Source organism: Desulfuromonas acetoxidans DSM 684, from assembly GCF_000167355.1.
Classification (GTDB): Bacteria; Desulfobacterota; Desulfuromonadia; order Desulfuromonadales; family Desulfuromonadaceae; genus Desulfuromonas; species Desulfuromonas acetoxidans.
The window spans coordinates 20,351-46,442 of the sequence record NZ_AAEW02000014.1; the positions used below are offsets into that span (position 1 = coordinate 20,351).

General features: G+C 51.1%; 22 protein-coding genes. 12 read left to right on the forward strand and 10 right to left on the reverse strand.

Going from position 1 to position 26,092, the window contains the following annotated elements; genetic code table 11:
- The first annotated feature begins 66 nt into the window (after positions 1 to 66).
- A complete protein-coding gene (locus DACE_RS11910; protein WP_006001575.1) occupies positions 67 to 753 on the forward strand; it encodes a GTP-binding protein in 687 nt (228 codons plus the stop codon).
- On the forward strand, positions 750 to 1,769 hold the full coding sequence (locus DACE_RS11915; RefSeq protein ID WP_006001577.1) for an ATP-binding cassette domain-containing protein: 1,020 nt from the start codon (positions 750 to 752) through the stop codon (positions 1,767 to 1,769). The genes DACE_RS11910 and DACE_RS11915 overlap by 4 nt, the downstream gene beginning before the upstream one ends.
- Before the next feature lie 339 nt (positions 1,770 to 2,108).
- On the opposite strand, the gene DACE_RS11920 is transcribed toward DACE_RS11915, so the two are convergent.
- From DACE_RS11920 to DACE_RS11930, 3 genes are all read right to left on the reverse strand, one after another.
- Positions 2,109 to 3,212 (reverse strand): XRE family transcriptional regulator, encoded by a 1,104-nt coding sequence (locus DACE_RS11920; protein WP_006001579.1) that lies wholly within the window; start codon positions 3,210 to 3,212, stop codon positions 2,109 to 2,111.
- Positions 3,193 to 3,861, reverse strand: coding sequence for a hypothetical protein (locus tag DACE_RS17420; RefSeq protein ID WP_006001581.1), 669 nt, complete (start codon positions 3,859 to 3,861; stop codon positions 3,193 to 3,195). The genes DACE_RS11920 and DACE_RS17420 overlap by 20 nt, the downstream gene beginning before the upstream one ends.
- A gap of 356 nt (positions 3,862 to 4,217) precedes the next feature.
- Positions 4,218 to 5,741 carry a hypothetical protein gene (locus tag DACE_RS11930; RefSeq protein ID WP_006001583.1) on the reverse strand — a complete coding sequence of 508 codons (1,524 nt, stop codon included), beginning with the start codon at positions 5,739 to 5,741 and terminating at the stop codon, positions 4,218 to 4,220.
- A 333-nt stretch (positions 5,742 to 6,074) separates the two neighbouring features.
- Here DACE_RS11930 and DACE_RS11940 point away from each other — a divergent pair, with 333 nt between their 5' ends.
- Positions 6,075 to 6,602: a P-loop NTPase family protein gene (locus DACE_RS11940; RefSeq protein WP_006001585.1), complete on the forward strand. Its 528-nt coding sequence runs from the start codon at positions 6,075 to 6,077 to the stop codon at positions 6,600 to 6,602.
- An 855-nt stretch (positions 6,603 to 7,457) separates the two neighbouring features.
- On the opposite strand, the gene DACE_RS17425 is transcribed toward DACE_RS11940, so the two are convergent.
- Positions 7,458 to 8,168 carry a PAS domain S-box protein gene (locus DACE_RS17425; protein ID WP_006001589.1) on the reverse strand — a complete coding sequence of 237 codons (711 nt, stop codon included), beginning with the start codon at positions 8,166 to 8,168 and terminating at the stop codon, positions 7,458 to 7,460.
- A gap of 346 nt (positions 8,169 to 8,514) precedes the next feature.
- On the opposite strand from DACE_RS17425, the gene DACE_RS11950 reads away from it, so the two are divergent.
- The 6 genes from DACE_RS11950 to DACE_RS11975 all read left to right on the forward strand — a co-directional run bounded on the left by DACE_RS11950 (position 8,515) and on the right by DACE_RS11975 (position 15,801).
- Entirely contained in the window at positions 8,515 to 9,489 is a 975-nt protein-coding gene (locus tag DACE_RS11950; RefSeq protein ID WP_006001591.1) for a TAXI family TRAP transporter solute-binding subunit, read from the forward strand.
- A 34-nt stretch (positions 9,490 to 9,523) separates the two neighbouring features.
- Positions 9,524 to 11,620, forward strand: a complete 2,097-nt coding sequence (locus DACE_RS11955; RefSeq protein ID WP_040367282.1) for a TRAP transporter permease — start codon at positions 9,524 to 9,526, stop codon at positions 11,618 to 11,620.
- The gene (locus tag DACE_RS11960) at positions 11,617 to 12,111 is read left to right on the forward strand and encodes a universal stress protein (RefSeq protein WP_238326420.1); all 495 of its coding nucleotides are present in this window, start codon (positions 11,617 to 11,619) and stop codon (positions 12,109 to 12,111) included. Before DACE_RS11955 ends, DACE_RS11960 begins: the two co-directional genes overlap by 4 nt.
- An 86-nt stretch (positions 12,112 to 12,197) precedes the next feature.
- Entirely contained in the window at positions 12,198 to 13,139 is a 942-nt protein-coding gene (locus DACE_RS11965) for a DMT family transporter (RefSeq protein WP_006001598.1), read from the forward strand.
- Between the two features lie 201 nt (positions 13,140 to 13,340).
- Entirely contained in the window at positions 13,341 to 14,786 is a 1,446-nt protein-coding gene (gene putP / locus DACE_RS11970; protein WP_006001600.1) for a sodium/proline symporter PutP, read from the forward strand.
- 196 nt (positions 14,787 to 14,982) lie between these two features.
- Positions 14,983 to 15,801, forward strand: coding sequence for a flagellin N-terminal helical domain-containing protein (locus DACE_RS11975; RefSeq protein ID WP_006001602.1), 819 nt, complete (start codon positions 14,983 to 14,985; stop codon positions 15,799 to 15,801).
- Between the two features lie 168 nt (positions 15,802 to 15,969).
- Here DACE_RS11975 and DACE_RS11980 read toward each other — a convergent pair whose 3' ends face one another.
- From DACE_RS11980 to DACE_RS11990, 4 genes are all read right to left on the reverse strand, one after another.
- Entirely contained in the window at positions 15,970 to 16,815 is an 846-nt protein-coding gene (locus DACE_RS11980) for an AraC family transcriptional regulator (protein ID WP_006001604.1), read from the reverse strand.
- A 110-nt stretch (positions 16,816 to 16,925) separates the two neighbouring features.
- Entirely contained in the window at positions 16,926 to 17,513 is a 588-nt protein-coding gene (locus tag DACE_RS11985; RefSeq protein WP_006001606.1) for an O-methyltransferase, read from the reverse strand.
- 216 nt (positions 17,514 to 17,729) lie between these two features.
- Positions 17,730 to 18,365 carry an EAL domain-containing protein gene (locus DACE_RS17430; protein ID WP_050770018.1) on the reverse strand — a complete coding sequence of 212 codons (636 nt, stop codon included), beginning with the start codon at positions 18,363 to 18,365 and terminating at the stop codon, positions 17,730 to 17,732.
- A 21-nt stretch (positions 18,366 to 18,386) separates the two neighbouring features.
- Positions 18,387 to 20,036, reverse strand: a complete 1,650-nt coding sequence (locus DACE_RS11990; protein WP_006001609.1) for a bifunctional diguanylate cyclase/phosphodiesterase — start codon at positions 20,034 to 20,036, stop codon at positions 18,387 to 18,389.
- A 521-nt stretch (positions 20,037 to 20,557) separates the two neighbouring features.
- On the opposite strand from DACE_RS11990, the gene DACE_RS11995 reads away from it, so the two are divergent.
- Positions 20,558 to 20,986 (forward strand): bacteriohemerythrin, encoded by a 429-nt coding sequence (locus DACE_RS11995; protein ID WP_006001611.1) that lies wholly within the window; start codon positions 20,558 to 20,560, stop codon positions 20,984 to 20,986.
- A gap of 4 nt (positions 20,987 to 20,990) precedes the next feature.
- On the opposite strand, the gene DACE_RS12000 is transcribed toward DACE_RS11995, so the two are convergent.
- Positions 20,991 to 21,590, reverse strand: a complete 600-nt coding sequence (locus tag DACE_RS12000; RefSeq protein WP_006001612.1) for a bacteriohemerythrin — start codon at positions 21,588 to 21,590, stop codon at positions 20,991 to 20,993.
- Positions 21,591 to 21,803: 213 nt separating this feature from the next.
- Complete coding sequence (locus DACE_RS12005) at positions 21,804 to 22,700, reverse strand: LysR family transcriptional regulator (protein WP_006001615.1); 897 nt, start codon at positions 22,698 to 22,700, stop codon at positions 21,804 to 21,806.
- 222 nt (positions 22,701 to 22,922) lie between these two features.
- On the opposite strand from DACE_RS12005, the gene DACE_RS12015 reads away from it, so the two are divergent.
- Together DACE_RS12015 and extI are read left to right on the forward strand one after the other, a co-directional pair.
- Positions 22,923 to 24,791, forward strand: coding sequence for a sulfurtransferase (locus DACE_RS12015; RefSeq protein ID WP_040367255.1), 1,869 nt, complete (start codon positions 22,923 to 22,925; stop codon positions 24,789 to 24,791).
- A 28-nt stretch (positions 24,792 to 24,819) separates the two neighbouring features.
- Positions 24,820 to 25,998, forward strand: a complete 1,179-nt coding sequence (extI, locus tag DACE_RS12020) for a selenite/tellurite reduction operon porin ExtI (protein ID WP_006001617.1) — start codon at positions 24,820 to 24,822, stop codon at positions 25,996 to 25,998.
- The last annotated feature ends 94 nt before the right edge of the window (positions 25,999 to 26,092 follow it).

Below are 26,092 nucleotides of genomic sequence, written 5' to 3' on the forward strand. Positions count from 1 at the left end.
CAAAAGCGTGTTGGCAAAAAGCTCAGGAAAGCCTTTTGCCCAAACTCCTTTAACCAAGGCGATGCCATGAAGCTGATTACCGTAGCCGGGCCGCCATCGTGCGGCAAAACCTCCATTATTCTGCGCGCTATTGAACCGCTGATCGCCGCCGGGCTCAAGGTCGGTGTGGTCAAGTTTGACTGCCTGACCAGCGATGACTACCTGCGCTATGAACAGGCGGGCATTGAGGTCAAAACCGGCCTGGCCGGGGGCTTATGCCCGGATCACTTCTTTATCGCCAATATCGAACAGGCGGTGCAATGGGGGCAACGCGAAGAGTTTGATCTGCTGATCAGTGAAAGTGCCGGGCTGTGCAACCGCTGTTCGCCGCACATCAAGGATGTGATGGCCGTGTGCGTTATCGACCATCTCAGCGGCGTGCACACGCCACGCAAGATCGGCCCGATGCTGAAAAGCGCCGATGTGGTGGTGCTGACCAAGGGCGATATCGTCTCCCAAGCCGAGCGCGAAGTGTTTGCCTTCCGCGTGCGCCAAGTGAATCCCAAGGCGGCGGTGCTGCCGGTCAACGGCCTCACCGGCCAGGGCACGCTGCTGTTGCAACGCCATTTCCAAAGCGCTGCCGCAGTCACCACCCTCAACGACATGCGCCTGCGCTTCACCATGCCTGCCGCGCTGTGCTCCTATTGCCTCGGCGAAACCCGCATCGGGCCCGATTGTCAGATCGGCAACATCAAAACCATGGATTTCTCATGACCGATACCGCGCTTCTCACTCAATCCCTGCATCAGCTGCTCAGCGAGCGTCCCTATGTGCGCGACTTCTTTGCCGCCCTCAACCTGACGCCCCCGGATGACGAGATCAGCCTTGGTGCGTTTCTCGACGGCATCCCCGCCGCCCATCTGGAAGAGTTTGCCCTCGACCACGCGATACTGACCAGCCAGTGTATCGACTTCATCACCCAGATGGAGGCGTTTCAAAGCCGTGAAACCAGTACGGTGCGTGAGGTGACCATTAAGGCCGGGGTGGATAAAAGCGGCAGCAAAGAGCAACAGGATCTGATCCTGCGCAGTGGTGAAGTGGTGTGCGTGGTCGGCCCGACCGGCTCCGGAAAAAGTCGTCTGTTGGCCGATATTGAATGTCTGGCTCAGGGGGATACGCCGTCAAAACGGCAGATTCTGCTCGATGGTCAGGTGCCGGATGAAAACCGCCGTCTGTCCGGCGAGCAACAACTGGTGGCGCAACTGTCGCAGAACATGAACTTCGTTATGGATCTCACCGTGCGCGAGTTTATCACCATGCACGCCGAAAGCCGCCTGATCAGCGATGTGGCACAACGGGTCGAGCAGATCTTCACCACCGCTGTTGACCTCGCCGGGGAACCGTTCACACTCGACACACCGGTCACCGCCCTGTCCGGCGGTCAGTCGCGCGCCCTGATGATTGCCGACGTCGCCTGCCTGAGCGCCTCACCCATCGTGCTCATCGACGAAATCGAAAACGCCGGTGTCGACCGCCGCCGCGCCCTCGACCTACTGGTCAAAGAGGAAAAGATCGTCCTCATGGCCACCCATGATCCATTGCTGGCTCTGTCCGGCGACCGCCGTCTGGTGATCCGCAACGGCGGCATTGCCGCCATTATCGAAACCAGCGACGAAGAACGCCAGGGCTTAGGCCAACTCACTGCCCTCGACAAAAAGCTCTCCCGCCTGCGCGATCAGGTGCGTCATGGTGAGCGGATTATTTTTGATTTGCAGCAGTTGGCGGAGTAGTGTGGTTTTGTCCTAAATATCAAAAAATCAACTACGTCCCCATTCTGACTCGTCCCCATTCTGACTTCGATGCCGAGCAACCGCGACCATAGGGTTCAACCCTACCTTTGATTAACTTTAGGTTCTGGACAATGGGGCTTCGATTTTATCCTAGTCAAGAAAAAATCATTCCTTCCTTTAGTAGACCAAGCGATTAAAATTTAATCCTGTGATCAAAAGAAGGCATTCTTCCTGTAGCTTTGCGATGAAAACCTTGAGGATAAGGAGGGTGTTGAGGACCAAATTCCACAGGCGGTCTATCTCCCCGTGGAATTTGGTTTTAACTTCATTTTTAAAAGTTTATTTTATTACTTTTAAATAATCGTTTTTACTATTTATTGATGCAGGTTTTGAGTTTTTTCCTGGAATACTTGTAAGCTGTGTTTTAAAGGTTAAAGCATTAATATCTTCAATTGGAATTCCAAGTTCTTTAGCAACATCTCCCTTAGAAATCCCCTCTTCTTTTAAAGCAGAAAAAACCATTGGAAGCAGCTTAGACTCTTCTCGAGTACATATTGGTTCTGGCTCGTTTTTCATATAGCCGTTTCTGGACAAATCTATCGTCAGACTTCGGTATTGCCATTCGGTTATAAGGTTTAAATCCTTCAGCCTTCTTACTAAAGAAGAAGCAGATACTAACCAGAATGATTTCAGGGTAATAATGTCTTTAAGAGACGGGTAGTGTATTGCATGAGATTTAACACTACCTTCTGGCATTAGTAATGCCGAAGCAAAGCTATTGGCTTGAGCTTCAATTTCTTTTCCCATGGGCTCGCCATGTTTATGAAGAATCAGGTGGCCAAGTTCGTGAGCAGCATCAAATCTACTTCTCTCAACTGTTTTTTTTGTGTTTAAAAATATAAAAGGTTGGTCACTAGCCCAAAATGAATAGGCATCCATATCTTGGGTATCTTCGGCAAGAGAATAGACTCGAATACCTTTTGCTTCAAGTGTTGATACCATATTACGGATAGGTTTTTCTCCCAATCCCCAAGCATTCCGAATTGCCTCAGCCGCTGCAACTGATGAATAATTATAGAGATCAGGCAGGTCGGCTTTTGGCAACTCAAAGCGCCTATTAATCCATGTATCCATTTCTAAAGCTAGTTCTCCAGCTCGTAGCGCAGAATTTCGTACAGAAGCTCTCATTCGGGCAAGAGATCTAAAACTTACACTCGAAGGTTCAATTGAATGGAGAGGGCCTAAAAAGAAAAAGCCTGTTTGAAAATTCAGTATTTTTGCAATTTCAGAAATAGTTTTATCGTTCGGATCTCTCCTACCGTTTTCATAATCTGAGAGACTTTTTGTTGTTAGTTTTAAACAATCGCACAATTTACGAATTGTGAACCCACGTTTTTCTCTAGCGAATTTTAAACGGGCTGGATTAAACACCTTTTTGTTCATTGCTTTTTCTCTTTATTCCAAATTCGATTTCAGGAGCAAAGTCTGGCTTAATTTTAGATAGTTCTAAATTGAAAGAGATCGAGGGCAAAAGAATTCTCGTTTCCCATTCGTCAACTTTTAAATCACATAAATCTATTGACGTTGGCAACGACAACTCAATTCGCATTTCTTCATTTACCTTATCCAGATGGTATAGCAGTACCCAAGTTGGCTCACTTACAGATTCATCAGGTTGCTCGGGTTCCATCTCTTTCCATAGAAAGGGTTGGTAACTATTTTGATCTACTATCTTTTGTGTTTTAACACCTTTAGGATTTTTAGTTTTAGGGGCAATCCCACTATCTATTCCAGTGTTCTTATCGCCACTTGAGACGATAATGTTAACGCCATTGTCTGGGTTTCGTGTAAGTTCCAAATAGTCCCGATAGAGCTTAGACCAGCCTTTAGAAATCAGAACATCGCGCAAAGCTTTTATTGCCTCAAGATAGGCATACGTACCAGCGGCTCCAATAGCATCATTTGGTGTTGCGCGGTTATAAGCAGTAAGGATTCTAAGAGAAATTTCTTCTAGCCAAGAGATGTTAAGCCCCATGAATGCCAATGCTTCTAAATTGTTAACTGATTTTGCAATTAATGTTTTAGATGTCATATAAACCGCTCCCTGATATTTGTTTCTTGTTTCCTAACATCATTTGATGTTGGAAAACAAGAACTTTCTCGTATAAGGGTAGTAAGATTATTGCATTCAGAATAGAGTCCAAGAAAAGAGAGCCCCCCCCTTGCAAGGTCACAAAAAGGGGGCAAGTCTACGTTTGAATAGAAGCCGTTTTTATTCACGAGAAAACCCCTCTCATGTTGCTACAATTCCGAGGATACAAAACGGCGAGAATCGCTTCTTGCGACAAATCAGGAAACACGTGAAAAACACGTATCGTTTATGAATAATGGTTTTCAGAGGAAATATTTGTGAAAAACGGTTCCATCTCTGTACTGCCTTCTGGTTATTCAGCTGCCGGATTCTGTTACAAAAACCATCAAGTCCCACCGATACAATCGACCCTCACAGCTGAGCCCGGTCAAATGATCTCCGTGTAAAAACAGCTCCGTGATGTCACCCTGATGCCCTTTGAAGGTATGGACGATTTGCTTGCTCTGCAGATCGTAAGCGTAGACGAATGGATGAAGAGCGTTCACTTCGCTGAAAATGAGAAAATGGCGGTAAAAAACCATCTTGTAGATGTCCGTTTTTTTGGTGACATCAATCTTTTCATCGAAAAGCTCGCTGTATTCTATCTCTTCAGGGAACAGCGTAGAAATGTGAGAAATAGCCCCGGTTTCGCTATCCAGAATCAACAGGCCGTTATAATCGATGGCAAAGTAAAGATAACGCTCTTGATAAACGCCAACCGCTCCGATGTGACGACCAACCACGTAGCCCCATTCTTCTTCATATTTAATCGTATTGATCTGCTTGGTAAAGCGGCCGTCCTCAAGGGCATAAACATTGATAAACCCGCGAAAGTTGGTGGCATACAGCAGCCCATGATGCACACAGACCGCGTCAATGCGATTATAGTCATCATAATCGTGAACCTGGTCGATATTGTCGGGATAATGTTCTTTTTCATCGACCACATAGAGCAGTTGATCGTCTTTAAAAACCGAGATCCGATCTCCTTCGCCATAGGCGATCAGGTAATCCTGATAGGTGCTCAGGCCTGAAATCCAACCGTCCAATTCTTCAGGAACAGCTCTTTGGGGCTCCAGGCTTTGTTTGTCCAAGCGCAGGAGCTGGGCGACCCTGTTACCGATATAGAGGGTGTCGTCACCAACGGCGATAGCGTTATAGGTGTCGAAGCTGTCATAAACAGCGAGCGGTTGCAGCTGCTGTTCGCCGATAAACGCCAGCGTTTCTTTGTCGTACACCTCGACGAACTGGCCTTCAACCGGTTCATTTTTACTGGGCCGGTTCAGATCTCTTTCGGCACGCGTGAGCACATACAGGCGATTTTCATCCTCGGCCCCATCCTCAGCCATATACCACGCAGAGTTGTGTTTGAGCTTTACCTCCTGAACAAGTCCGGTTTTGCGCGCCAGCACGTTGGGCTTGAGGCGTAGAGCAATGGCCTGATTGACGGGTGGGAAGGTATGATCTTCGGCCGGAGAGAGGAAAAGCGCGATGCGTTTTAGCGGATGCTCTTCCACATCGATATAGCGGTTGAAGGAAAATCTTTCGCAAAAGTAGTATTCATGTTCGGCATCGACCTCCTGCCGAACGACGACCTCATGATCCGCTGTGCCATAAACACCCTGCACCGGCAGGTTGAAGGTCTGCGCTTCCTTTTTGGTGACCCCGACCTGTTTTTCATTGATGGTGACGGGCAGGCCCTCGATTTCACAGCTTAGAACAAGAGTGCCATAATGCTCCTTGCCCTGGACAACATCGTAGACGTCTCTCTCTTTTGTCGGATAAAAGTAGAGCCCGGCGACGACAAGCAGGATTACGATCAATAAAAGAATACGTTTCATTTTCAGTCCAGTGGAATAACCGATGCGCTTGCATTTTGAATTCACTCGGGCGGATTTGGCAATGGTTGGCGAACAGTATTCCCATTGCCCCCCCTATGCGCACTATTGTTTACAGGGCAAACAAAGTCAAGAAATCCGGGTTGACATCTACCGCACAATCCAGCACATTTTAGACATGAACACAAACCCCACACATCACCAGAACATTATTATCACCATTCCTTAGGGATGGTGGGTGTTGTGATGTGCTGATACGTTGGCCGAACCCGCCCAGATGGCGGGTTTTTTTGTTGCTGCTTTCTGGGCTTTATTTCACACGAAACAGGAGGCAACATGAAACGAGTCGCTGTATTTGGTAATGCCGGTGGCGGCAAATCCACTCTGGCAAGAAGGCTGGCCGAGACCACCGGCCTGCCGCTGCATCCCTTGGACACCATCAAGTTCCGCCCAGGCGGTGACGAAATCCCTCAAGAAGAGTACCTGGCCCTTCATGCCGAGCTGCTGCAACAGCCGAAGTGGATCATTGACGGCTTTGGCTGCATGACGACTCTCTGGCAGCGTCTTGAAGTGGCCGACACGCTAGTCTATCTGGATCTGCCATTGTATGTGCATGCCTGGTGGGTAACGAAACGGTTGATCAAAGGGTTGTGGGTTACCCCAGAAGGGTGGCCGGAGGGCAGCCCCATGTGGCGCAGCACGCTGAGCAGTTATCGGGTGCTGTGGTTGTGCCATCGCCACCTGACGCCGCGCTACCGCGCGTTTGTCGCTCAGGCGGCGCAAGACAAGCAGGTCTTTCATTTGCGCACGCGGGGGGAGATCAAACAATTTTTGCGTGAGACAGCGAAAGGGGTCCATGAATAGTCATGGGCCCTTTCGACTTATTTTGTAAGTGTCGTAATTGTTGTGTCCTGCTTTGGCGAACCCTATCTTTACGCATGTCTTGGTGCCCACGTGACGTGGGGTATCGACCCCACACCCGACCCCCTTTCTTGTTATATGACACCAGAGTCAGCAAGGCCATTGGCGGCAGATCGCACACGTCATTGAACTGCCTAAGTTTAGAAAAAATCTCCGCCGAACCTCTGGGTGCAACTCAGATTTTTTCGTAACCTCATCCAGCTCAAGCACTTGCACCCTCTTATCCACCATGACCTCGCTCACTCTGGTGACAAGAAAGGATGCAAAGAAACACACCCCATGCCCTCGCCTGCCTGAGGCAGATTCCTTCCGTTCCACGGCGTTTCACCGCGCTCGCAAAACTCGGGCTGCGCCCTCAGACAGTTCCTCGCTTTTTTCCGGTGAACCACCGCTCCACTCCAGCGACGGCAAAGGGGAACAGACACCGAACCTCTCATTGTTGCTTTTCCGGGGGGGCCCCTGTAACGCAGCCGGAGCACGTATCATGAGGTGCGAAACAGAGGGGCAAACTGTTTGAGGACTGTTGCAAACAGGCCGAGTTTTTGCCACTCCGCACATCATGATGCTTGCGCAGGGTACCCCGAAGGGGCAAGGCGCGGGGTGTCGTTTCTTTGCTGACTTTCTTTGGACAAGCAAAGAAAGTCAGGCCCATCATGAAATAGTCTGTGGGGGCGCAACCCCACGTCATGAGGGAAACAGGAGAAATGGAGGGACACTATCCCGATGAAATTCCGTCTGCGATTGGTAAACCAGAGAGAACACCAGAAAATCGCGGCTCATGCCTTGCGCGAGCGATCTTTATTCGTTCGGCAATGGAATATCTTGCTCTAAACAGATCCCTTTATATTCTTCTGGATAGTGTTGTTTCATACAGTCCGGGCAGATGCTGTGACTGATATCCGCTTCGGTGTGTTTATCGATATAGGTATCAACTTGCTGCCAATAACCTTTATCATCTCTGATTTTTTTACAAAAAGAGCACAAGGGCAATATGCCCCTTAAAATCTTAATCTCCGTTGCTGCTTTTTTAAGTTCCTGTATAAGCTCTTCGCGCTCTTTGGTGGCTTTTTTATTTGCGGTAATGTCTCGACAAACGGAGAGGATCAACTTCTTGCCCCGGTAAGCGATACCATTACTGCTCAGTTCGATATCAATGAGGGTACCGCCTTTGCGACGGTGGCGTGTTTCAAAATGATGGCCGACTTCAAGGACCGTTTGCGACATTTGATGCAATTCTTCTTTGGTAAACTCGGTATCCCAGTCCCAGACATGAAGCTGGTGGATCTCTTCCATTGAATAACCAAGCATATCGGCAAATTTCTTATTCGCTTCAAAGACTTTTATATTTTGGTCAATGACAACGATGCCGTCGCGCGATTCTTCCACCAAAAGACGCCGCCAATAAATCTCATCTTTGAGCAACACTTCAACCTTCTTGAGCTCACGTTCAGCCTTTTCCAGGTTCAGAACGCGCTCTTCTAATTCTTCATAACTCGGCTTTTCAGACATGATGATTCCTTTGCCCAAAAGAAAGACACATGTTGTTGTGTTTTATTAAAAAAGGCGCGACCCGCTGCTGCCCCACAGCTTGATCAATAAATATAATGGATTAAATTAAAATATACCGTGTTCAAATGTTTTCGCCACAGAGAAAAAAGCACAGCCCACCCTTGCCAACATCATCCGTTCCATGTCAATTATCCGGTAACCACTGGCTGAATTTCACTTGTTGGGAAAATTCTCACAATTGGCCGAAGAACAATGCTACAATCCTCAAACTCTTAACCTATTGTTTTAAAAAGCATTTTAAATATGTCAGAAACGTTTCTATGTCCACGCGATAAAGGAGCACATGATGAAAAAAGGGCTGTTGATCCTGTTTTGCCTGTTGCTGGCCGTTACGTTGGTGCCGGTGAGCGGTTTTGCCGCGCGCACCACGTATGTCACCATCGGTACCGGCGGTGTGACCGGTGTGTACTACCCGACCGGCGGCGCCATTGCCAAGATGGTGAATAAGAAGCGCAGGGAGTACAACCTGCGCGCCACATTTGAGGCGACCGGCGGGTCGGTGTTCAATATCAATGCTCTCTCGGTGGGCGATCTCGAGTTCGGCATCGTTCAATCTGACCGGCAGTATCAGGCCTACAACGGTCTGGGCGAGTGGCAGGGCAAACCGTTTACCAAGCTGCGGGCGGTGTTTTCGATTCATCCCGAATTGGTGACCATTGTGGCCGGGGCGGACAAGAATATTCGCACAGTCGCTGACCTCAAGGGCCATGTGGTGAACATCGGCGCTCCAGGCACCGGCCAGCGCGGCAATGCCATGGACCTGTTGAATGCCGTGGACATGGAGCCGGGCAAGGATTTGCAAATTGAGGGGCTGAAAGCGGCGGAATCTGCGAGCATGCTGCAGGATGGCCGCATTGATGCCTACTTTTACACCGTCGGTCATCCTAACGGTTCGGTGAAGGAGGCTGTGGCCGGTGCGCGCAAGGTCAACTTTGTTGCCGTGCCCGAAGAGATCAGCAGCAAGCTGGTGCAGCAATTCCCCTTTTATGCGGCGGCAGCGATTCCGGTGAACCTTTATCCCGGCGTGGTTAATGACGGCGATGTGAACACCTATGGTGTGAAAGCGACGTTGTGTACCAGTGCCGATGTGCCGGATGAGATCGTTTATGCCATCACCAAAGAGGTGTTTGACAACTTCGAGCAGTTCAAAAAACTGCATCCGGCCTATGCGTCGCTGACCAAACAACAGATGCTCGACGGCCTGTCCGCGCCGATTCATCCTGGCGCGATGAAGTACTACAAAGAAGTGGGTTTGAAGTAGGGCAAGTGACGTGAACAACTCCGGCACAGATGAGATGACCGCCCAACACAACCGGCAACCTGTTGACGAGGGCGTGGAACAGGCGCGCCGCCTTATTCAGGAGGAGGAGCTGGGCCTGCGCCACGTCTCGGGCTGGCAACGGTTTATCGTGCCGGTGGTGGCACTGTGCTGGTCGTTGTTTCAACTCTCGCTATCGAGCTGGCTGTTGCTCGATTCCACCTATGTGCGGGCCATCCACCTGGCGTTTGCGTTGTTCCTGATCTTTATCTCCGCCCCCACCTTCAAGCGCAAAATCGACATTCCCGGCTTGCGCTGGCTATCGGCAACAGACCGGATTCCGCTGATGGACCTGGTCATTGCTCTGACGGCAACGCTGCTGGCTCTGTATATTGCCCTGGATTATGAGGGGCTGGCGGCGCGGGTTGGTATGGCCAGCAGCCGCGACATTGTGGTGGGTAGCCTGCTGGTGATCGTACTGTGGGAAGCCACGCGGCGCGTAGTCGGTCCGGCCCTGGCCATGATCGGCATGCTGTTCACCCTGTACGCCTTTTTCGGCCCCTACATGCCGGACTTTCTCGCCTTCAAAGGGGTCAGCGTTAACCGCTACATCGGCCAGATTGCCCTGACCACTGAGGGCATTTACGGCGTGCCCATCTATGTGTCGGCCAAGATTGTCTTTCTCTATGTGCTGTTTGGTGCCTTGCTGGAAAAGGCCGGGGCTGGCCGCTTTTTTATCGATCTGGCCATGAGTTTGCTGGGGCGCTACAAGGGCGGACCGGCTAAGGCCGCGGTGCTCTCTTCCGGTTTAACCGGGCTGATTTCCGGCTCGTCCATTGCCAATGTCGTCACCACCGGCACTTTTACCATCCCGCTGATGAAGAAGGTGGGGTATCCGGCCAAGAAAGCGGCGGCCATTGAGGTAGCGGTGTCCACCAACGGCCAACTGATGCCGCCGGTGATGGGCGCGGCTGCGTTTATCATTGCCGAGTATGTCAACCTGCCGTACCTGGAGGTGTGCAAGGCGGCGGCGATTCCAGCCTTTGCCTCATATATTGCACTGTTTTTTCTCACCCATATTGAGGCAAGCAAACTCGGCATGCGCGGCCTGACCAAGGCAGAGCTGCCGGTATTCTTTGCCATTTTGAGCAAGGGCTTTCACTATCTGGTGCCGATTTTCTACCTGCTCTACGAGCTGATCATACCGCGCCATTCACCGGACATGGCCGCCTTTCGCGCCACCATGGTGTTGCTGGTGATCATGTTGTTTCAACATCTGTTTCATGCCGCCCCAAACGGCCACTCGCGTCGCCGTGCCCTCTATCAGGGCATGGTGGATATCATCGACGGCCTGGTGGCCGGTGGACGCAACATGGTCAGCGTGGCCGTGGCCACGGCTGCCGCCGGGATTGTCGTCGGTGTTGTCACCATGGGGCTCGGTGGGCTGGTCACGGATATTATCGACACCCTGAGCATGGGCAATCTCTACCTGATGCTTGGCATCGTCGCCTTTGCCAGTTTAATCCTCGGCATGGGGCTGCCAACCACGGCCAACTATATTGTCATGGCCAGCCTGACCGCTCCGGCTCTGGTGACTCTGGCCGACTGGAACGGCTTTGCCGTGCCGCTGATTGCCGCGCACCTGTTCTGCTTTTACTTCGGCATTCTCGCCGATGACACGCCTCCGGTCGGACTGGCAGCCTATGCAGCCAGTGCTATTGCCCGCAGTGAGCCGATTCCCACCGGGGTACAGGGTTTTCTCTACGACATTCGCACGGCAGCGCTACCGTTCATGTTTATTTTCAACACCGACATCCTGCTGGTAGGCATCAATAGCTGGCCACTGGCCCTGTACATCTTCGTCATGACCTGTGTCGGCACCTGCGCCTTTGCCGCCGCTACTCAGGGCTGGTTCATCGCCCCCAACCGCCTTCATGAAACCGGTTTGCTGTTTGTGGTGTGTTCCATCATGTTCCGACCCGACTTTTTTGGCCATCTGTTGCATATTGACAACCACTATCTGTGTTACATGCTTGGAGTAGGGCTGTTGGCCGCGATCTACACCCTTCAGAAACCCCGCGCACGTCAGCATGAACAACGGATTCGCGCCCATGCGGCGCAGGAGGTGAAATGATGCTTCCGCACTATAAAAAAATTCTGTTTGCCACGGATCTTAGTGCCGGCGCTCCCGAAGTGTTACGTCATGCCATCAGCCTGGCTCGCGCGTATCAGAGTGAGGTTGAGATCCTCCACGTGCTACCTGACATCAACCCGTCGGTGATCAACGAGGTCGCCCTGGTGATGGGTACAGACCAACTGGCCGAGTACGAACTGGCCCACACCGACGACGTGATCGACACCATCCGCCAACAAATACAGCACCTTGCCGCGCAGGAACTGGCCGAACACCCGGACGATCTGGCCCGCATCCAGGCCATTGAAGTCCATCACGGACCACCCGCTGCAACCATCCTTGAAGAAGCCGATCGCTATGGAGCCGATCTTCTGATCCTCGGTGCTCACGGTCGTGAAAAGCTCGAATACGCCCTGCTCGGCAGCGTTGCCAAACGGGTGATGCTGCATGCAACCATGCCGGTGCTGCTGGTTCATCTCGACAAATCTTGATCTCAGCGCTATGTTCACAGCACAATCAAGCTAAAATCCACTAAATTCTTGTGCGGTGGGATCTCCCTTCCTTGTATCCGACAGTAATGATGAAACGTTCTCTTATCGTTGTTTTTCAAAAACCGATTGTCCGCCTTTTCATCGGAACAATCTGTATCAGTTTGGCGCCGATCTTTATCAAAGCATCGAACATGCCTCCCGACAGTTCGGCTTTTTACCGGATGCTTTTTGCCGGGCTGTCGATCGGTTTTTTGTTGAGCTTGGGCCGAGAAAACATCATTTGCAGCAAGAAACAAATTTTATTTCTTGCGGGAGGCGGCTTCTTCCTCGCCCTTGATTTCATGTGTTGGCATCGAAGTATCCACCTGATAGGCCCCGGTGTCGCGACATTGCTGACCAACCTGCAGGTATTCTTCACGGCAGCATTCTCTTTCCTGCTTTTCAGGCAACGCGTCACCAGACTTTTTATTTTCTCGGTGCCGGTGGCCTTTTGTGGCCTCTATCTGATTACCGGAGCAGACTTTGGAGCCCTCGCAGGGTATCAAGCGCTTGGAATTACGCTTGGGTTACTTTCGGCCTTATTCTATTCAGGCTATATCCTCTTTCTGCATCGAACGATGAAATCTTCCGTCCTGGGAGCAAAACCCTCAATGTTTGTGGTATCGTTGAGCAGTACCGCTCTTCTGGCTTTAACGGCACCTATCAATGGCGCATCGTTTGTGATTCCCGACCTTGCAACTCTCGGTACGCTTCTGGGAGTCGGTATCTTGAGCACCACGCTTGGCTGGACCTTGATTTCATCGTCAATGCGGGCCGTTCCGGTGACCACCGCTGGATTGGTTCTGCTGCTGCAGCCCACCCTCGCCTTTATTTGGGAGGTTCTTCTCTTCGACAAACCGGTTGTACTACTGGAGACAGTCGGCGTCCTCTTGATCCTCGCGGCAATTTACTGTGGTTCCTACTCTAAACCCACTCCCGCCCCTTTAAAGAGCACCAAACAATCGAACAGGCCAATCAAACGAGGCTGAACTTGGCGGAATGCGCCGATTTGCCGCCTTTTTCAACATGTCGTTGTATACGCGATGGATATCAGGCTCTACCTTGCACCCCTTTTTGAATCTTGCTATGGTGCCCCCGTTTACCGGCTTCCCCCTTGAAAAAACATCGTTTTTTAAGAAACGATTTATCCCAAAGAGTCCTCGTACGACAGATCAAAAGGAAATGACACCATGCTGACCGCTATTGAATTCAGTCTGTACCTGATGCTCATGTTGACCATCGGCTACCTGTCCATGAAAAAGACCAAGAATAACGAGGACTTCATCATTGGTGGTCGCACTTTAGGTCCGGCAACTTCGGCGATCAGTGCCGGGGCTTCGGACATGAGCAGTTGGCTGTTACTCGGACTACCGGGGGCTGTTTTTGCTTCGGGCCTGGTGGAAGGGTTGTGGATCTCTCTGGGGCTAATTCTCGGCGCCTATGCTAACTGGTCGATCGTGGCGCCGCGACTGCGCGCTTATACGGAAAAACTCAATGCCGTGACGTTACCGACCTACCTGTCCAACCGTTTTGATGATTCTTCGCATGTGATCAAATCCATTTCAGCGGTGGTCATTCTGATCTTTTTCACCCTGTATGTCGCGTCGGGTCTCAAAGGGGGCACCCTGTTGTTTGCTCACAGTTTTGGTGCGAGCGAGCAGACGGCTCTGACCATCACCACGCTGGTGGTGGTGTCCTACACCTTTCTCGGCGGATATCTGGCCGTATGCTGGACCGATTTGATTCAGGGATTGCTGATGCTGGCGGCGTTAACTTTTTGTGCTTTGCTGGCGTTCTTTGCCGTTTCCGGCTCGGGAATCGACATTACCGTTGCCAACCCCAAGGCGTTTAACTATCAGACCTCCTGGCTCACCGGAGCATCGTTGATGTCGTGGGGGTTCGGTTATTTCGGTCAGCCCCATATCCTGGCACGCTTTATCGGCATTGACAAGGTGGACAGTGTGACCAAAGCCCGGCGGATCGGCATGAGCTGGATGATCGTCTGCCTGACCCTGTCAGTGGCAATTGGACTGAGCGGCATTGCCTGCAATGAACTGATGCCATTGCCCGGTGTTTCCGGACCGGACGGCAACAAGGAACGGATCTTCCTGGCCCTGGTCAACGCGCTGTTTCATCCGGTGTTTTCCGGCATTGTCCTGGCTGCGGTGTTAGCCGCAGTCATGTCGACGGCCGACTCGCAACTGCTGGTTCTGTCTTCCACGCTGACCGAGGACCTACCGCTGTTCAAGCAGTTCAGCCCCGGCCGTAAAGCATGGATCAGTCGCTTCGGCATTGTCGGCTTTGCCCTGTTGTCCGACATCATCACCTCCACCAGCAGCGGAACTATTCTCGGCATGGTCGGCTATGCCTGGGGCGGCTTCGGCGCAGCCTTTGGGCCGGTCATCCTGCTGTCGCTGATCTGGCGCGGCACGACCCGCCACGGTGCCCTTGCCGGTATGCTTGTCGGCGCGGTGACTATTTTTGTGGTGAAGAATTATGTGACCATCGAGGGGGAATATATCTTTGAATTGCTGCCGGGCTTTATTCTGGCGTTTGTCGCGGTGATTCTCGTCAGTCTGGTGACGGCCAAACCTTCGCAAGAGACGTTGCGCAAGTTTGATGAATCACAACCATAACGAGGGAAGGTTCGCTGCCGATTCTTTAAAAAAGACGACATACCCGGCACTGAAAGGCAGTAGAAATCATTAACTTTCACCGCAAAAACAGTCAGTTACCATATCTGCAAATTTGACAAACAGACCATTTATGCTAAATTTAAATACTAACTAAAAACGTAGCATCATGATTTGGCGACCCTCCAGGAGGTGTCCTATGGCAAACACAATCAATGGACCATCACTCAGCAGTCGCAATCTTGTCCAATCACAGCAGAACCTCAATAAATCCATGGAGCGCATCTCCAGCGGTTTACGTATCAACAGTGCCCAGGATGATGCTGCCGGGCTGGCGATCTCTGACCGCTTCAACGCCCAGGTGCGCGGTATCAATCAGGCCATACGCAACGCCAACGACGGCTACTCGCTGGCCCAGACGGCGGATGGCGCACTGGGGGAAAGCACAACACTGCTGCAGCGCATGCGTGAACTTGCCGTGCAGTCGGCTAACGGCATCTACAACGATAGCGACCGCGCGTCAATGAACGCCGAATTCTCCCAGCTTCAGTCGGAACTGGACCGCATTGCCGGTACCACTTCGTTCAATGGCCAGAACCTTCTCAATGGCGATCTGGCGGAATCCGGTATGACATTTCAGGTAAGTGCTGATGCCGGTGAACAGATCACGGTTCAGGTTGATGGTGCCAGCCAGCAGGATCTGGGCACGACGGAGTTGAATGTTCTCAGTCAATCCGGCGCCCAATCTTCTCTGGCCGCCATTGACGAAGCATTGACTCGGGTTTCCGGCAGCCGCGGTGAACTTGGTGCGATTCAGAATCGCTTTGAATCGGCGATTGAAAATCTCGGCGATATTGCGGAAAACATGACGGCCGCCAATTCCCGCATTGCTGATGCGGATATGGCCGAGGAGGTTTCGGCCATGACCAGAAACCGGATTCTTGAACAGGCCGGCATCTCAATGCAGGCCCAGGCTAACCAATCGGCGAAAACCGTACTGGGCTTGCTGCAGGGATAACGGCACGCGCTATCTCTCAGAGCCATCGTGGCGTTGACAATAAAATACGATCGCCGGGAAAAACTCCTGATTTCAAGGTGTGTTCCCCGGCGATTTTTGTTGGAACCAAACAGGCAAAAAGCCCTTTCAGCTCATCATATTACAGTTGATGGTGCCTGTGGCGAAACCTTACTGGATCGGCAGATAAATCTCCGTGATCAAATCGCACTCATCCACCTCCGGCACCAAGTTCACATAACGGAAATAGCACGGATAATCGCGCAACGCCTCGCCACTGTCCGGCAACCATTGCCGATACAGGGAGTAGACGCTGTCGGAGATGGTGTCGCGGCTGCCGTAATGACGGATCATGGCGCAGCGTCCACCAGGGATGGTGCCGGTCTTGACACCGTAGTCATTGGCGGGTACATCGGCGTCAATGGAACCGCAGATATCAAAGCGGAACTCTTCGGGCGGTGCAGTGTTCGGATCGCGAAACGGCACCCCGAACGACTGGCTTGTTTTCACCGGTGACAGGCCGGTTTCCTTGCGCCATTGAATAAATTTCTCAACACTTTCCATCACCCGCTGCGGCGCTCCACAGTGCTCGAGTACGGCGACTTTGGTTTCTTTCATCTCAACAATTTCAACATTCATTTCCCGTTCTCCCGGCTGGACGAGCTGACTCTGCGTCAACTGCCACTCCAGCCATTTCGGTTGATTTCTGAATTGAGAAGGAGTACGGCCAAAGGTCTTTTTAAAAGATCGGGCGAAAGACTCAGGGCTCTCATACCCGGCATCGAGGGCAATGTCGACAATCTTCATGTCCTTAAACGCCAGCTGGTACGAGGCCTTGCGCAACCGGGACAGTTGAATGAATTTGAACAGAGTGATCCCGGTCTGCGCCGCAAACACACGGTGCAGATGGAATTTCGAGACAGCGGCAACCCGGCTCAACTGGTCGAGACTCAACTCTTCATCGAGATGATGAACAATGTAGGTGCACACACGGTTGATCTGTTCAGCGAGCGACATAAATCCTCTTTTCGGCGTTTCCTTCTCAGCGGTCAGATAGGAATTTAGCCGAACTCACTGATCACGTCCTGACCGATATTGCTTTTTTTTTCAGAAAATTTGCTCCGCTTTCATGCAGAGCGGGTGGCCAGAAATTCCCCTTTACCGACAGGCACCACACAGGTGGTAAATTCCACATCTGCCTCGACCAGAGCCTTAAAGGGAGCCATCTGCTCACCATGGGACAGCGCATTGTCGACCACCAGCAGGCCGCCGGGACGCAGTAGCCGTTTCAGGTCGGGCCACCAACCGGGATACTGTGAGCGTTCCGAATCAAGAAAGATCAGATCGTACACAGCATCATCGGCGTTGCCAAGAATAGTCCCGGCATCGCCAAGGATGGCATCAATACGGTGCGCCAGAGACGTGCGTGAGAAATTTTTTTGGGCGAGCCGATATTTTTGCTCGGCATACTCCACTGTGGTGACACTACCATCAATGGCGGACACCGCATCGGCCAACCAGAGTGTGGAATAGCCGTTGGACGTACCGATCTCCAGCACACGTCGGGCATTCATCGCGCGAACCAACACGGCCAGAAACTCGCCGGTGTCAGGAGTGATATTCAACATCCGCTGTGCGCGATCCTCCGTTTTTTCATCGTTTGCCTGTCCAAACTCTTCCAGCTCACAGAGAAGCTGGTGCAATTCTTTATTCATAACGCCCCCATTTTATATTCGTCGGATTTTATCCGGCGGCCTGCTCCTCTTGCTGTCCGTTACCAACTTAGAAGGATCACTCCAACAGCAAAGCGGTCTCCCATCCAAATGCTGGATAAAATGGACACAGCTCTGAGCTGTTCCCCGACCAACAAGGACTCTCTTTGTTGGGGTGACGTCTCTAAGATGATGTGGGATAAGGCAGGTTCTCAGCGGTCACATGTTGGTTGACATGAATGCCTTGCTGTATGTTTTCAGATCTTCCAAACGCAGTGGTTTAGAAAAATAATAGCCCTGGAAAAGATCACAATCCCCCTCCTTGAGTTTCAGAAACTGCTCTTTGCTTTCGACACCTTCAGCGACAACCTTCATATCGAAATTTTTCGCGATTGCGATGATATTCTGCACCATTTTTTCTGCGGCAAGATCCATCAGCAAATCATCGATAAAGGTTTTATCGATTTTCAACTCATCAATGGGAAGCCTGCGCAGCAGGTTGAGTGACGAGTAACCGGTACCAAAATCATCGAGAGAGATCAGCACCCCTCGCGAGGAAAGGTCTTTCAACAAAGGCATGAGATAGTCGAGATCTTCAATAAACAGACTTTCGGTAATTTCCAGAGTGAGCGTTATTTGGGGCGCCTGATAATGGGATAATTGCGCGTATAACTCTTTAAGGAAATCTTTCTGCATAAACTGCCGCAACGAAATATTCAACGACAGGGCAACTTCCAGCCCGGTTTCCTTGAGAAATTCATTCATCTCGTACAGAGCGGTTTCAACGATAAACTGACCCAACCGGGGCATCAGACCGCTTGTTTCGGCGATTGGAATAAAGATGTCAGGAGGCACCAGACCGATACGCTCATTGTCCTAGCGAACCAGAGCCTCCAGACCATAAAAATTTCCGTTGGCGTCAATCTGCGGCTGATAGACGAGGAAAAATTCCTCCAGAGTTTCGATTGAGCTGCGCAACTGCTGTTCAACGGAGACGCTGTGCAGGTAGCTTTCCTGCATACCGGACAGGAACATGCACGCTTGGTTGCGCTGTTTTTTTGCTTCATAGAGGGCAATATCCGCATGACTGAGCATTTCATTGAAACTTTTGGCGTGGGCCGGGTAACGTGAGATGCCGATACTGGTACCGAGATTGAAAACGACATCTTCAATACAATAGGACTGTGACAGCGTCTCTATCAAACGGTTGGCTAATCCCAGCAAATCCGTTACGTCGTTCTCTTTAGTCAGCAGGATAAATTCATCACCACCCTGCCGGACAACAAGCTCATCCTCACGACGAAACTCACATAAGCGGGCCGCCATCTCCTGCAACACCAAATCACCAAATTCATGGCCAAAACTGTCGTTGACCGTTTTGAAATGATCCATGTCGATGAAGAGCAACGCAAAAGGCGGGGCCTTGTCGTAAATCCACTGGTGAATATTTCTCTGCAGATATTCTCGGTTGGGTAGTCGCGTCAGACAATCATGCGTCGCCTGATGAAGCAGTTCATTTTCACGCTGTTTCTCAGCTCGTGAAATCAAACGGAACAGCCAAAACAGCACACACAGATAAACGGTCAGAATCAGAGCATACTGGAGCACACGTTTCCAAAAAGGCACCAGCACAACCCGATAATCCATCTGCGAGGTGGTCCAAAGTTCGTAACGATTATCGTAGCCAGCACAAAGGAGAATTTCTTTACCCGTCTCCATTGCCGTGATCGTCGTATAAATTTTTCCACTATCGTGAAGATCTTTAAGCGATAACCGATTATTTTCACTGAATTTTCTCAGGACATTCTCGATCAATCCCTTTGGAATCTGCTGCCGATAAAGTTGATCTAGCTCTTCGAGTCTGGCAGACGAGGCATACTGGACATAATAATCGAAAGCCCGAAAGATCTTAATCGTATCGTCATTATTGTAATGAAGCTTGTTGTTAAAGAAGTCTGCGGATTTTTGTATGCTTAGAGCCGCGGCCATCACGGCTAATGGCTTGCCGTCAGCATCTCTGAGGGTTTTGCGAATGGGAATGACCCACGCATCTACCGGTTTGAAATAGTAGGTCCGCCCCAAAACCATGTGCGGGCTCTTCAGTGCATGCAAAAAAGAGTCGCGACTGACCTCTTGTTTAATCAGGTTCGGCAACGTGGACATGTCGGCGTTGCCACTGATGGCCAGATAGTCACCTTTAGGGGTAAGCAAACCAAGCGCTTCAATCGAAGGGTTAACCTTCAGCATCTGATCAAAAATCAGCGGAATGCTCACCTCAGTGGCCATACCTGAGCGACCAAAGCCCTCGCGCAGCAATTTTGTCCCCAGCACATCGAGCATCATCTCCTGCGTGACAAGGACGGAATGCAGCGCATCTTTGATAAGTTCTGTTTGTTGTTTCTGGTTTTCGGTATGCGCTGAAACCGTCTCCTTCCAGGACAGATAGGAAACAAGGATCAGAAAAACAAGGCCACTTAGACACAGGACATAAAACAAAAACCAGAGATTGCGTTTAATAATTCCCATGTCGTACGACCCTTTTCAACAGCAAGAGGCATTTCATAAAATCCATCTTCAATAGTAGCTCAACATCCTCCATTGTCATCCGGATATCACGATATCGGCAATAGGCACGTTACGGTTCAGTGGAAGCTACTGAGACAAACGCCTTACTGTATGTTTTCAACTCCTCCAGACAACGCGGTTTGGAAAACTGTTCGCACCATGGTCTCTATTCGTCTCCTTCATTATGCATTGTGGTACGGTCGTTACACGGTGAACAATCATCGCCATCACACCTTATCCATTACCCTGACACGGCCATGGCCTGATCTATTTTGAACCTCTGGTGACAGGTGGCGAAACCATCCGGGATCTTGAGAACCTTTACGAAATAGCTTATCAACTGCACCACCTTCTCAACGAACCGTCACCTCATACAGCCACCGCGTAAAAGACATTAAAACCACCACTCAGCGCATTGACGTTTTTCATCGTTTTGTGCCACCATATTCTTCAGCATAACCCCAATTTCTGACGAGGTCTCAGTGGCAACCATTACCTGGAAATCCTGCTATGAAACCGGCAATCCCACCTTTGATGCGGAACACCGTGCCCTGGTCAACGCCCTTAATGACCTCTACGAAGCCATCCGCAAGAAACAGGGCGACGAGGTTCTGGCGTCACTGTTATCGACACTCAATCTTTATATACGCAAGCATTTCCAGCATGAAGAACAAGCCATGCTTAAACATCACTATCCCGGCATGGAAGCCCACATCAAGGCCCACCGTGCGTTCAAAAAAACCGTCAACGATTACCAGGAACAGGTGCTGACCGGCTACACGGGACTTGCCTCTGATCTCTACAAATATCTGCGCGATTGGTTGCTCAATCACATCGTTAAAACCGATGGACAGTTTGGCGAGTTTCTGCGTTCCAAAAACATCTACGACTGCGGCCCCCCGGTTCTGTAACGATTCAGTGCTTACCGATCAAGCGCAACACCCAGTCCGGTTTAAACAGATGGCTTAACCAGCTACGTTCATCCTCGTCCTTATAATATTTGCTGTTTTCAAAATTCTGAACATACTGATATTGCTTGTACCAACGACCGAATTGTTGATCATCCGTCATAATGTGCCCAATCAGCCACTTATTGAGAAACTTGCGTAAATCGTGGAGCCTCTCATCATCCCAAGGGGCATCATCGGCAATACACTCGGCAACCGTTGACACAAACTGGTCATGGATCTGGCGATGGCGGTCCCGGTCGGGGTACTCACTTTCATCCATCAACCCCTGCTCGGTGGAAAAGTGGCTGAACACATAGTCAGCCAGGTCATCAAGAGTTTTTTCAATGGTCTCCAGCCGCAAACACTTGACCAGAAAAAACAGGTGTTTGTGTTGATCATCCACCTCATCAATCCCGTTACTGTACGCATCTTTCCATTCCACCACATAAACACGACGTCCTTTCGGGTCCACTTTCATCGCCACCTCCTTGATCGATGTTTCTGCCTTGGCATCAATTAAGACAAAAACGGTCATAAAATACGGTACAATGACACCTTTGGCCATCCATACCGTCTACTTTCCTGCAAAGGCTAGCCCTGCGTGGCACGCCTGTCAATTATTACCGTTTAATTTTAATATATAAACAGAACAATAACGGTCATATTTAAGACAGAGAAAACCCTGTGATTTGTGGGGGGTTAGCTTGGTGGGGGATGTCTCTTATTTTCTGAGATGTTTTTATCGTTGCCCCTTTATTCTTCCCGTTAATAACACCATTCAGAGCTCAGAGAAATAATCAAAAAGGGTCTGCCGAAACAAATTAGCCAAAGCGGGTGAAGGGCTGAGGTTTTCAACCAGCGTCCGCTTGCGACTGTGGACAAACCCGTTCACCGTATGTGCCTGGAGGTCTCCGCGTTTCAACGGTTCCGCCACCACATCGGAAGAAATAAAGGCAATACCACTGCCGTTCACGACAGCATCAACAATCAGATGAAGATCATCGTAGAGGATAAACTTGCGAAAATCGGCAAACTTGCGGCCGACAAACTCCAGATTCTTTTCCAGAAAAATCCGTGAACAACATCCCTCCTGACGGCCATAGAGAGGAATGGGAAACAACTGCTCGATATCAACCTGCTCCGGCATCTCACCCAGTTTGGGAGAACGAACAAAGATCATGTCGTCCCCCCGTAACTCTGTCGTTTTGAACCCGGACAGATCCAGGCACTGGCAATGCTCAATAATCGCCAGATCAAAACAACCATCGCTTAATCCGGCAGCAATCTTATCCGGCATATCGAAGATAAATTTCAATCCGGACACCTGACCATGGGTCAGCATGAATCGCTCCAGCAACTTCGGCAGGTGGGCAATACCGAAGGCCGGTGTGCAACCAAACGCAAAACTCTCTTTCTCTTCCACCTGTTTCAAGCTGGCTTGAAGCTCATCTTGCAGAGCAATCATCTTCTTAGCTTGCTCCAGCACGACATGCCCCCATTCGGTCAACGTCAAACGCACGCCACTGCGATCAAGCAGGCCATGACCGCATTGATCCTCAAGAGTTTTAATACGCCGAGACACGGCGGACTGGGTCACACACAGTTTGTCGGCCGCACCTGAAATGCTGCCGACGGCCGCCACTTCAACCAGCGTCCTCAGGTTGAGAATCTCCATCGCTAACTCCCTATATTCGAATACTTAATGCATGCGCAATACGCATAGCTGCCATGAATTTGTATCACTTTCTTTATAGGTATAGCTCGGGTTAGTTTGCAAGAGATATCTGGTTTTCTACGTAAATCTAGCAGGATTACCCAATGAATGGAGGAATTGATGAGTAAACGAGCGAGGCCAAAGATTAGCAATTTATATGCGTTGTGCGCATGCCTGATAAGCATGCTCTTACTTTGGGGCTGCGGCTCCGGTGGCTCCTCAGACAGCTACACCGACATCGACGCAGAATACTACAAGAATGACGCCACGGCCTCCGCCCTGCTTGAGCCGGAAACGCTGATCAGCTGGGTCAACGCGGGTTATCGCACAGAAAGCGGAAAACGAGTAGTCATTCTAGACTGTGTTCCCAATCCGGCGGGGGTTTATCCCTATTCGGATGTTGAAGCCTGGTTTGCCGGTGATGCCGACAAAATCAAGACCAACATGGCGGCCCAATACGGCAGCACTGGCGCTCCGCAATATCTGATGATCGACACCCTGAACGCCGCCGGTCTTCTCGGTCACATTCCCGGAGCACTGCCCAGTGTTTCCCACGAAGGCTATGAAGTCACGGCACGCGACGATGGTCCGATGCTGGCCGACCACCAGATCGGCACCGGCAGCCTGATCGATCAGATGATTCAACGTTTTGGTATCCAAAAAGACGATGTTGTCGTTCTGACCACCTCGCGTTACGACTATCCCGGTTTTTGCTCTTCACGCCTGTGGTGGACATTGCGCTACTGGGGCTTCGCCAAAGACAACCTCAAGGTTCTCAACGGCGGCAACAAGGCGTATAAAATGGCCGGCGGCACCCTGGAGCAAGGGATTGTCACGTTGGCGAATGTTACCCCCTCCACCTTCAGCGTAACCGATCTGGCTCAGCGCTTTACCGACATGCGCACCAGCATTGGTGATCTGATTGACATGGTCGACAGTGGCGCAACAACCAATGGCGAGGTTATTGTTCTCGATGCCCGCCAACCACCGACGCCGTTCTATTTCACCGACGTTCTGGATGAAACCGGCGCTGCCGTTGCCGGTGGCAACGGTGTTGGCGATATCTATGAAGTACCGGGATACACCTACGACGCCTCCACGGGTGCCTTTACCAACCCTGACGGCGTGACGCTCAACCTGAGCCAGATGCTGTTTAACGACCCGCATCTGGCGACTCAGCGCATTCCGTCATTCAGCATGTCCACACCACTGCCGTTCGACGTCGCCACCGCATCGCCATGGATCCGCTTCCACTGGCGCGATGATGCCGATCCCAGCCAAGGTGCGGTGATTCTGCCTATTGCCGCCAAGCCCGCTGGCTTTGACGGTATTATTCGCGGAGCCAAGCTGGTTAAAAACGGTGGTCCCGCCTGGAATGTCACCATTCCGGTCGTTACCAACGCCACCACCAACACCAAGTACGCCAGCAAGGACACACTGATCGCCGCCTTCGCCGCTGCCGGTATCGACGGTACCAAACCCATCGTGACCTATTGCAACTCCGGCGCTCTGGCTTCGATCTACTATTTCATTCTCAAAGAGATCTGCGAATTCCCCAACGTCACCATGTATGACGGCTCCTGGCAGGAGTGGGGCAACCTGACCGCTTACGAACCGACGGACACCACCTTTATCCGTAACGATCCGACCACGGTCTTCCCGAGCTATCCGGCAGGGATTCCTTCCGCCGCGATCTTCAAGGGCAAGAACGACTACCTGGAATGGGATGCGACGGACGGCTTCACGGCCGCCATCGATGAAACCCTCACCGCCGACGATCACATTACAACCGGCGGTTCTTTGAGTGGCAATGCCGCGTGGGATACGGTCCACCGTTCCGAGCATGTCATCTTCCGCGCCACAGCCGACCTCAACGACGATTTGCACAGCTATACCGACGGCGTCGACTGGCCGGACACCACCACCTATCCCGACTATCTCGGATTTGGTGATGAAATTCAGGATGAGGATGACAGCTACGCCGGTTCCAGCAGTTCAACTGGTGATGACGAAGGCCCGACAGCCTTTGTTCCGTCTGGCGGCGGTTGTTAGCCCGCCCGCACAGTGAAGGAGAGATAACATGATTTCGTTTAGAAAATGCAACATTGCCGCATCAGTGGCCAGCCTGGTTCTGATGGCGACAACAGCTTTCGCCGGTCCCACCTGGACCTTTGGCCCTGACGATGAAGGCTTGTTGAAACTCGATTACAAAGGGCAGTTTCAGCTTGATTATCGCGACACCGGTTCCGGAAGCGGTGGTGATGATGACACCATGGAATTCAACTTCCGCCGTAACCGGATTGCCCTGATGGGGGCGTATGGCAACTTGGGAATTTATGCGCAGACGGAATATACCGAAGATGTCAATGTCGGTCCGTTCACGGTCAGTGACGGTTCGAGCAACACCTTTCAAATGTTGGACGCCCAGATTCGCTACAAGTTCAATGACGCTTTTCGGGTGCGTGCCGGTAAATTCAAGTACAATCTGACCCGTGAAAATCTTGAAGCCTGCGAAAAGCCATTAACTCTGGATCGTTCCGTGCTGATCCGGGCACCATACGTCTCCACACGCGACAAAGGGGTTGCCGTATGGGGCAATCTGTTTAACGATATTTTCCAATACCGTCTGGATGTTATGAATGGTCGCACCGATTCGGTGTCGGCACCGGATTCCAACTTCCGCTACAGTGGCCGTGCGCACGTGACGTTCCTCGATGGCGAAAAAGGCTATGGTTACAAAGGGACCTACATGGGCAAGAAAAAAGTCATTACCCTGGGTGCCGCTTATTCCGTCGAGCAGGATGTGGCCTACGCTGATTGCACGAATGAAACCGGCGCGGTGGATTACAAGGCCTGGACCGTTGACCTGTTTGCGGAATATCCCATCGAAGGGATCGGCACCTTTACCCTGTCGACCGCCTATGTGGACTATGACCTCGATGACGCCTACCAGGGGGCTGATCCTGACTCCGGCGTGATCGGTGTCAACGGTGAGAAGAACGGTGGTTACACCAAAGTGGCCTACATGTTGCCGGAACTGCCGTTACAATTTTTCTTCCGTGCTGAAAACTGGTCTCTGGTTGAGTTGGACGGTGTCTATGATCAGGAGATTGACTGGTATGGTGGTGGTTTCAATTACTACTTCCGTGGTCAGAACCTTAAATTGACGGTTGAATATTCAGCCGTCGAGTTTGACACAGAGTCCAGCAACTATGAGGATTTCGATAGCCTGACAGCACAATTGCAAGTGGTCTTTTAATCGCCTCGCAACACCGTTACCATCCCGTGCCCGCAGAGGCTTCCCTCTGCGGGCACATTAAGTTGCAACGCAAGCAATCTTCCCTTTTGCACCC

Coding starts and splice junctions, on each gene's coding strand:
- DACE_RS11910 (WP_006001575.1), top strand. CDS start 67: ATGAAGCTGATTACCGTAGCCGGGCCGCCATCGTGCGGCAAAACCTCC.
- DACE_RS11915 (WP_006001577.1), top strand. CDS start 750: ATGACCGATACCGCGCTTCTCACTCAATCCCTGCATCAGCTGCTCAGC.
- DACE_RS11920 (WP_006001579.1), bottom strand. CDS start 3,212: ATGAACAAAAAGGTGTTTAATCCAGCCCGTTTAAAATTCGCTAGAGAA.
- DACE_RS17420 (WP_006001581.1), bottom strand. CDS start 3,861: ATGACATCTAAAACATTAATTGCAAAATCAGTTAACAATTTAGAAGCA.
- DACE_RS11930 (WP_006001583.1), bottom strand. CDS start 5,741: ATGAAACGTATTCTTTTATTGATCGTAATCCTGCTTGTCGTCGCCGGG.
- DACE_RS11940 (WP_006001585.1), top strand. CDS start 6,075: ATGAAACGAGTCGCTGTATTTGGTAATGCCGGTGGCGGCAAATCCACT.
- DACE_RS17425 (WP_006001589.1), bottom strand. CDS start 8,168: ATGTCTGAAAAGCCGAGTTATGAAGAATTAGAAGAGCGCGTTCTGAAC.
- DACE_RS11950 (WP_006001591.1), top strand. CDS start 8,515: ATGAAAAAAGGGCTGTTGATCCTGTTTTGCCTGTTGCTGGCCGTTACG.
- DACE_RS11955 (WP_040367282.1), top strand. CDS start 9,524: ATGACCGCCCAACACAACCGGCAACCTGTTGACGAGGGCGTGGAACAG.
- DACE_RS11960 (WP_238326420.1), top strand. CDS start 11,617: ATGATGCTTCCGCACTATAAAAAAATTCTGTTTGCCACGGATCTTAGT.
- DACE_RS11965 (WP_006001598.1), top strand. CDS start 12,198: ATGATGAAACGTTCTCTTATCGTTGTTTTTCAAAAACCGATTGTCCGC.
- putP (WP_006001600.1), top strand. CDS start 13,341: ATGCTGACCGCTATTGAATTCAGTCTGTACCTGATGCTCATGTTGACC.
- DACE_RS11975 (WP_006001602.1), top strand. CDS start 14,983: ATGGCAAACACAATCAATGGACCATCACTCAGCAGTCGCAATCTTGTC.
- DACE_RS11980 (WP_006001604.1), bottom strand. CDS start 16,815: ATGTCGCTCGCTGAACAGATCAACCGTGTGTGCACCTACATTGTTCAT.
- DACE_RS11985 (WP_006001606.1), bottom strand. CDS start 17,513: ATGAATAAAGAATTGCACCAGCTTCTCTGTGAGCTGGAAGAGTTTGGA.
- DACE_RS11990 (WP_006001609.1), bottom strand. CDS start 20,036: ATGGGAATTATTAAACGCAATCTCTGGTTTTTGTTTTATGTCCTGTGT.
- DACE_RS12000 (WP_006001612.1), bottom strand. CDS start 21,590: ATGGCCAAAGGTGTCATTGTACCGTATTTTATGACCGTTTTTGTCTTA.
- DACE_RS12005 (WP_006001615.1), bottom strand. CDS start 22,700: ATGGAGATTCTCAACCTGAGGACGCTGGTTGAAGTGGCGGCCGTCGGC.
- DACE_RS12015 (WP_040367255.1), top strand. CDS start 22,923: ATGCTCTTACTTTGGGGCTGCGGCTCCGGTGGCTCCTCAGACAGCTAC.
- extI (WP_006001617.1), top strand. CDS start 24,820: ATGATTTCGTTTAGAAAATGCAACATTGCCGCATCAGTGGCCAGCCTG.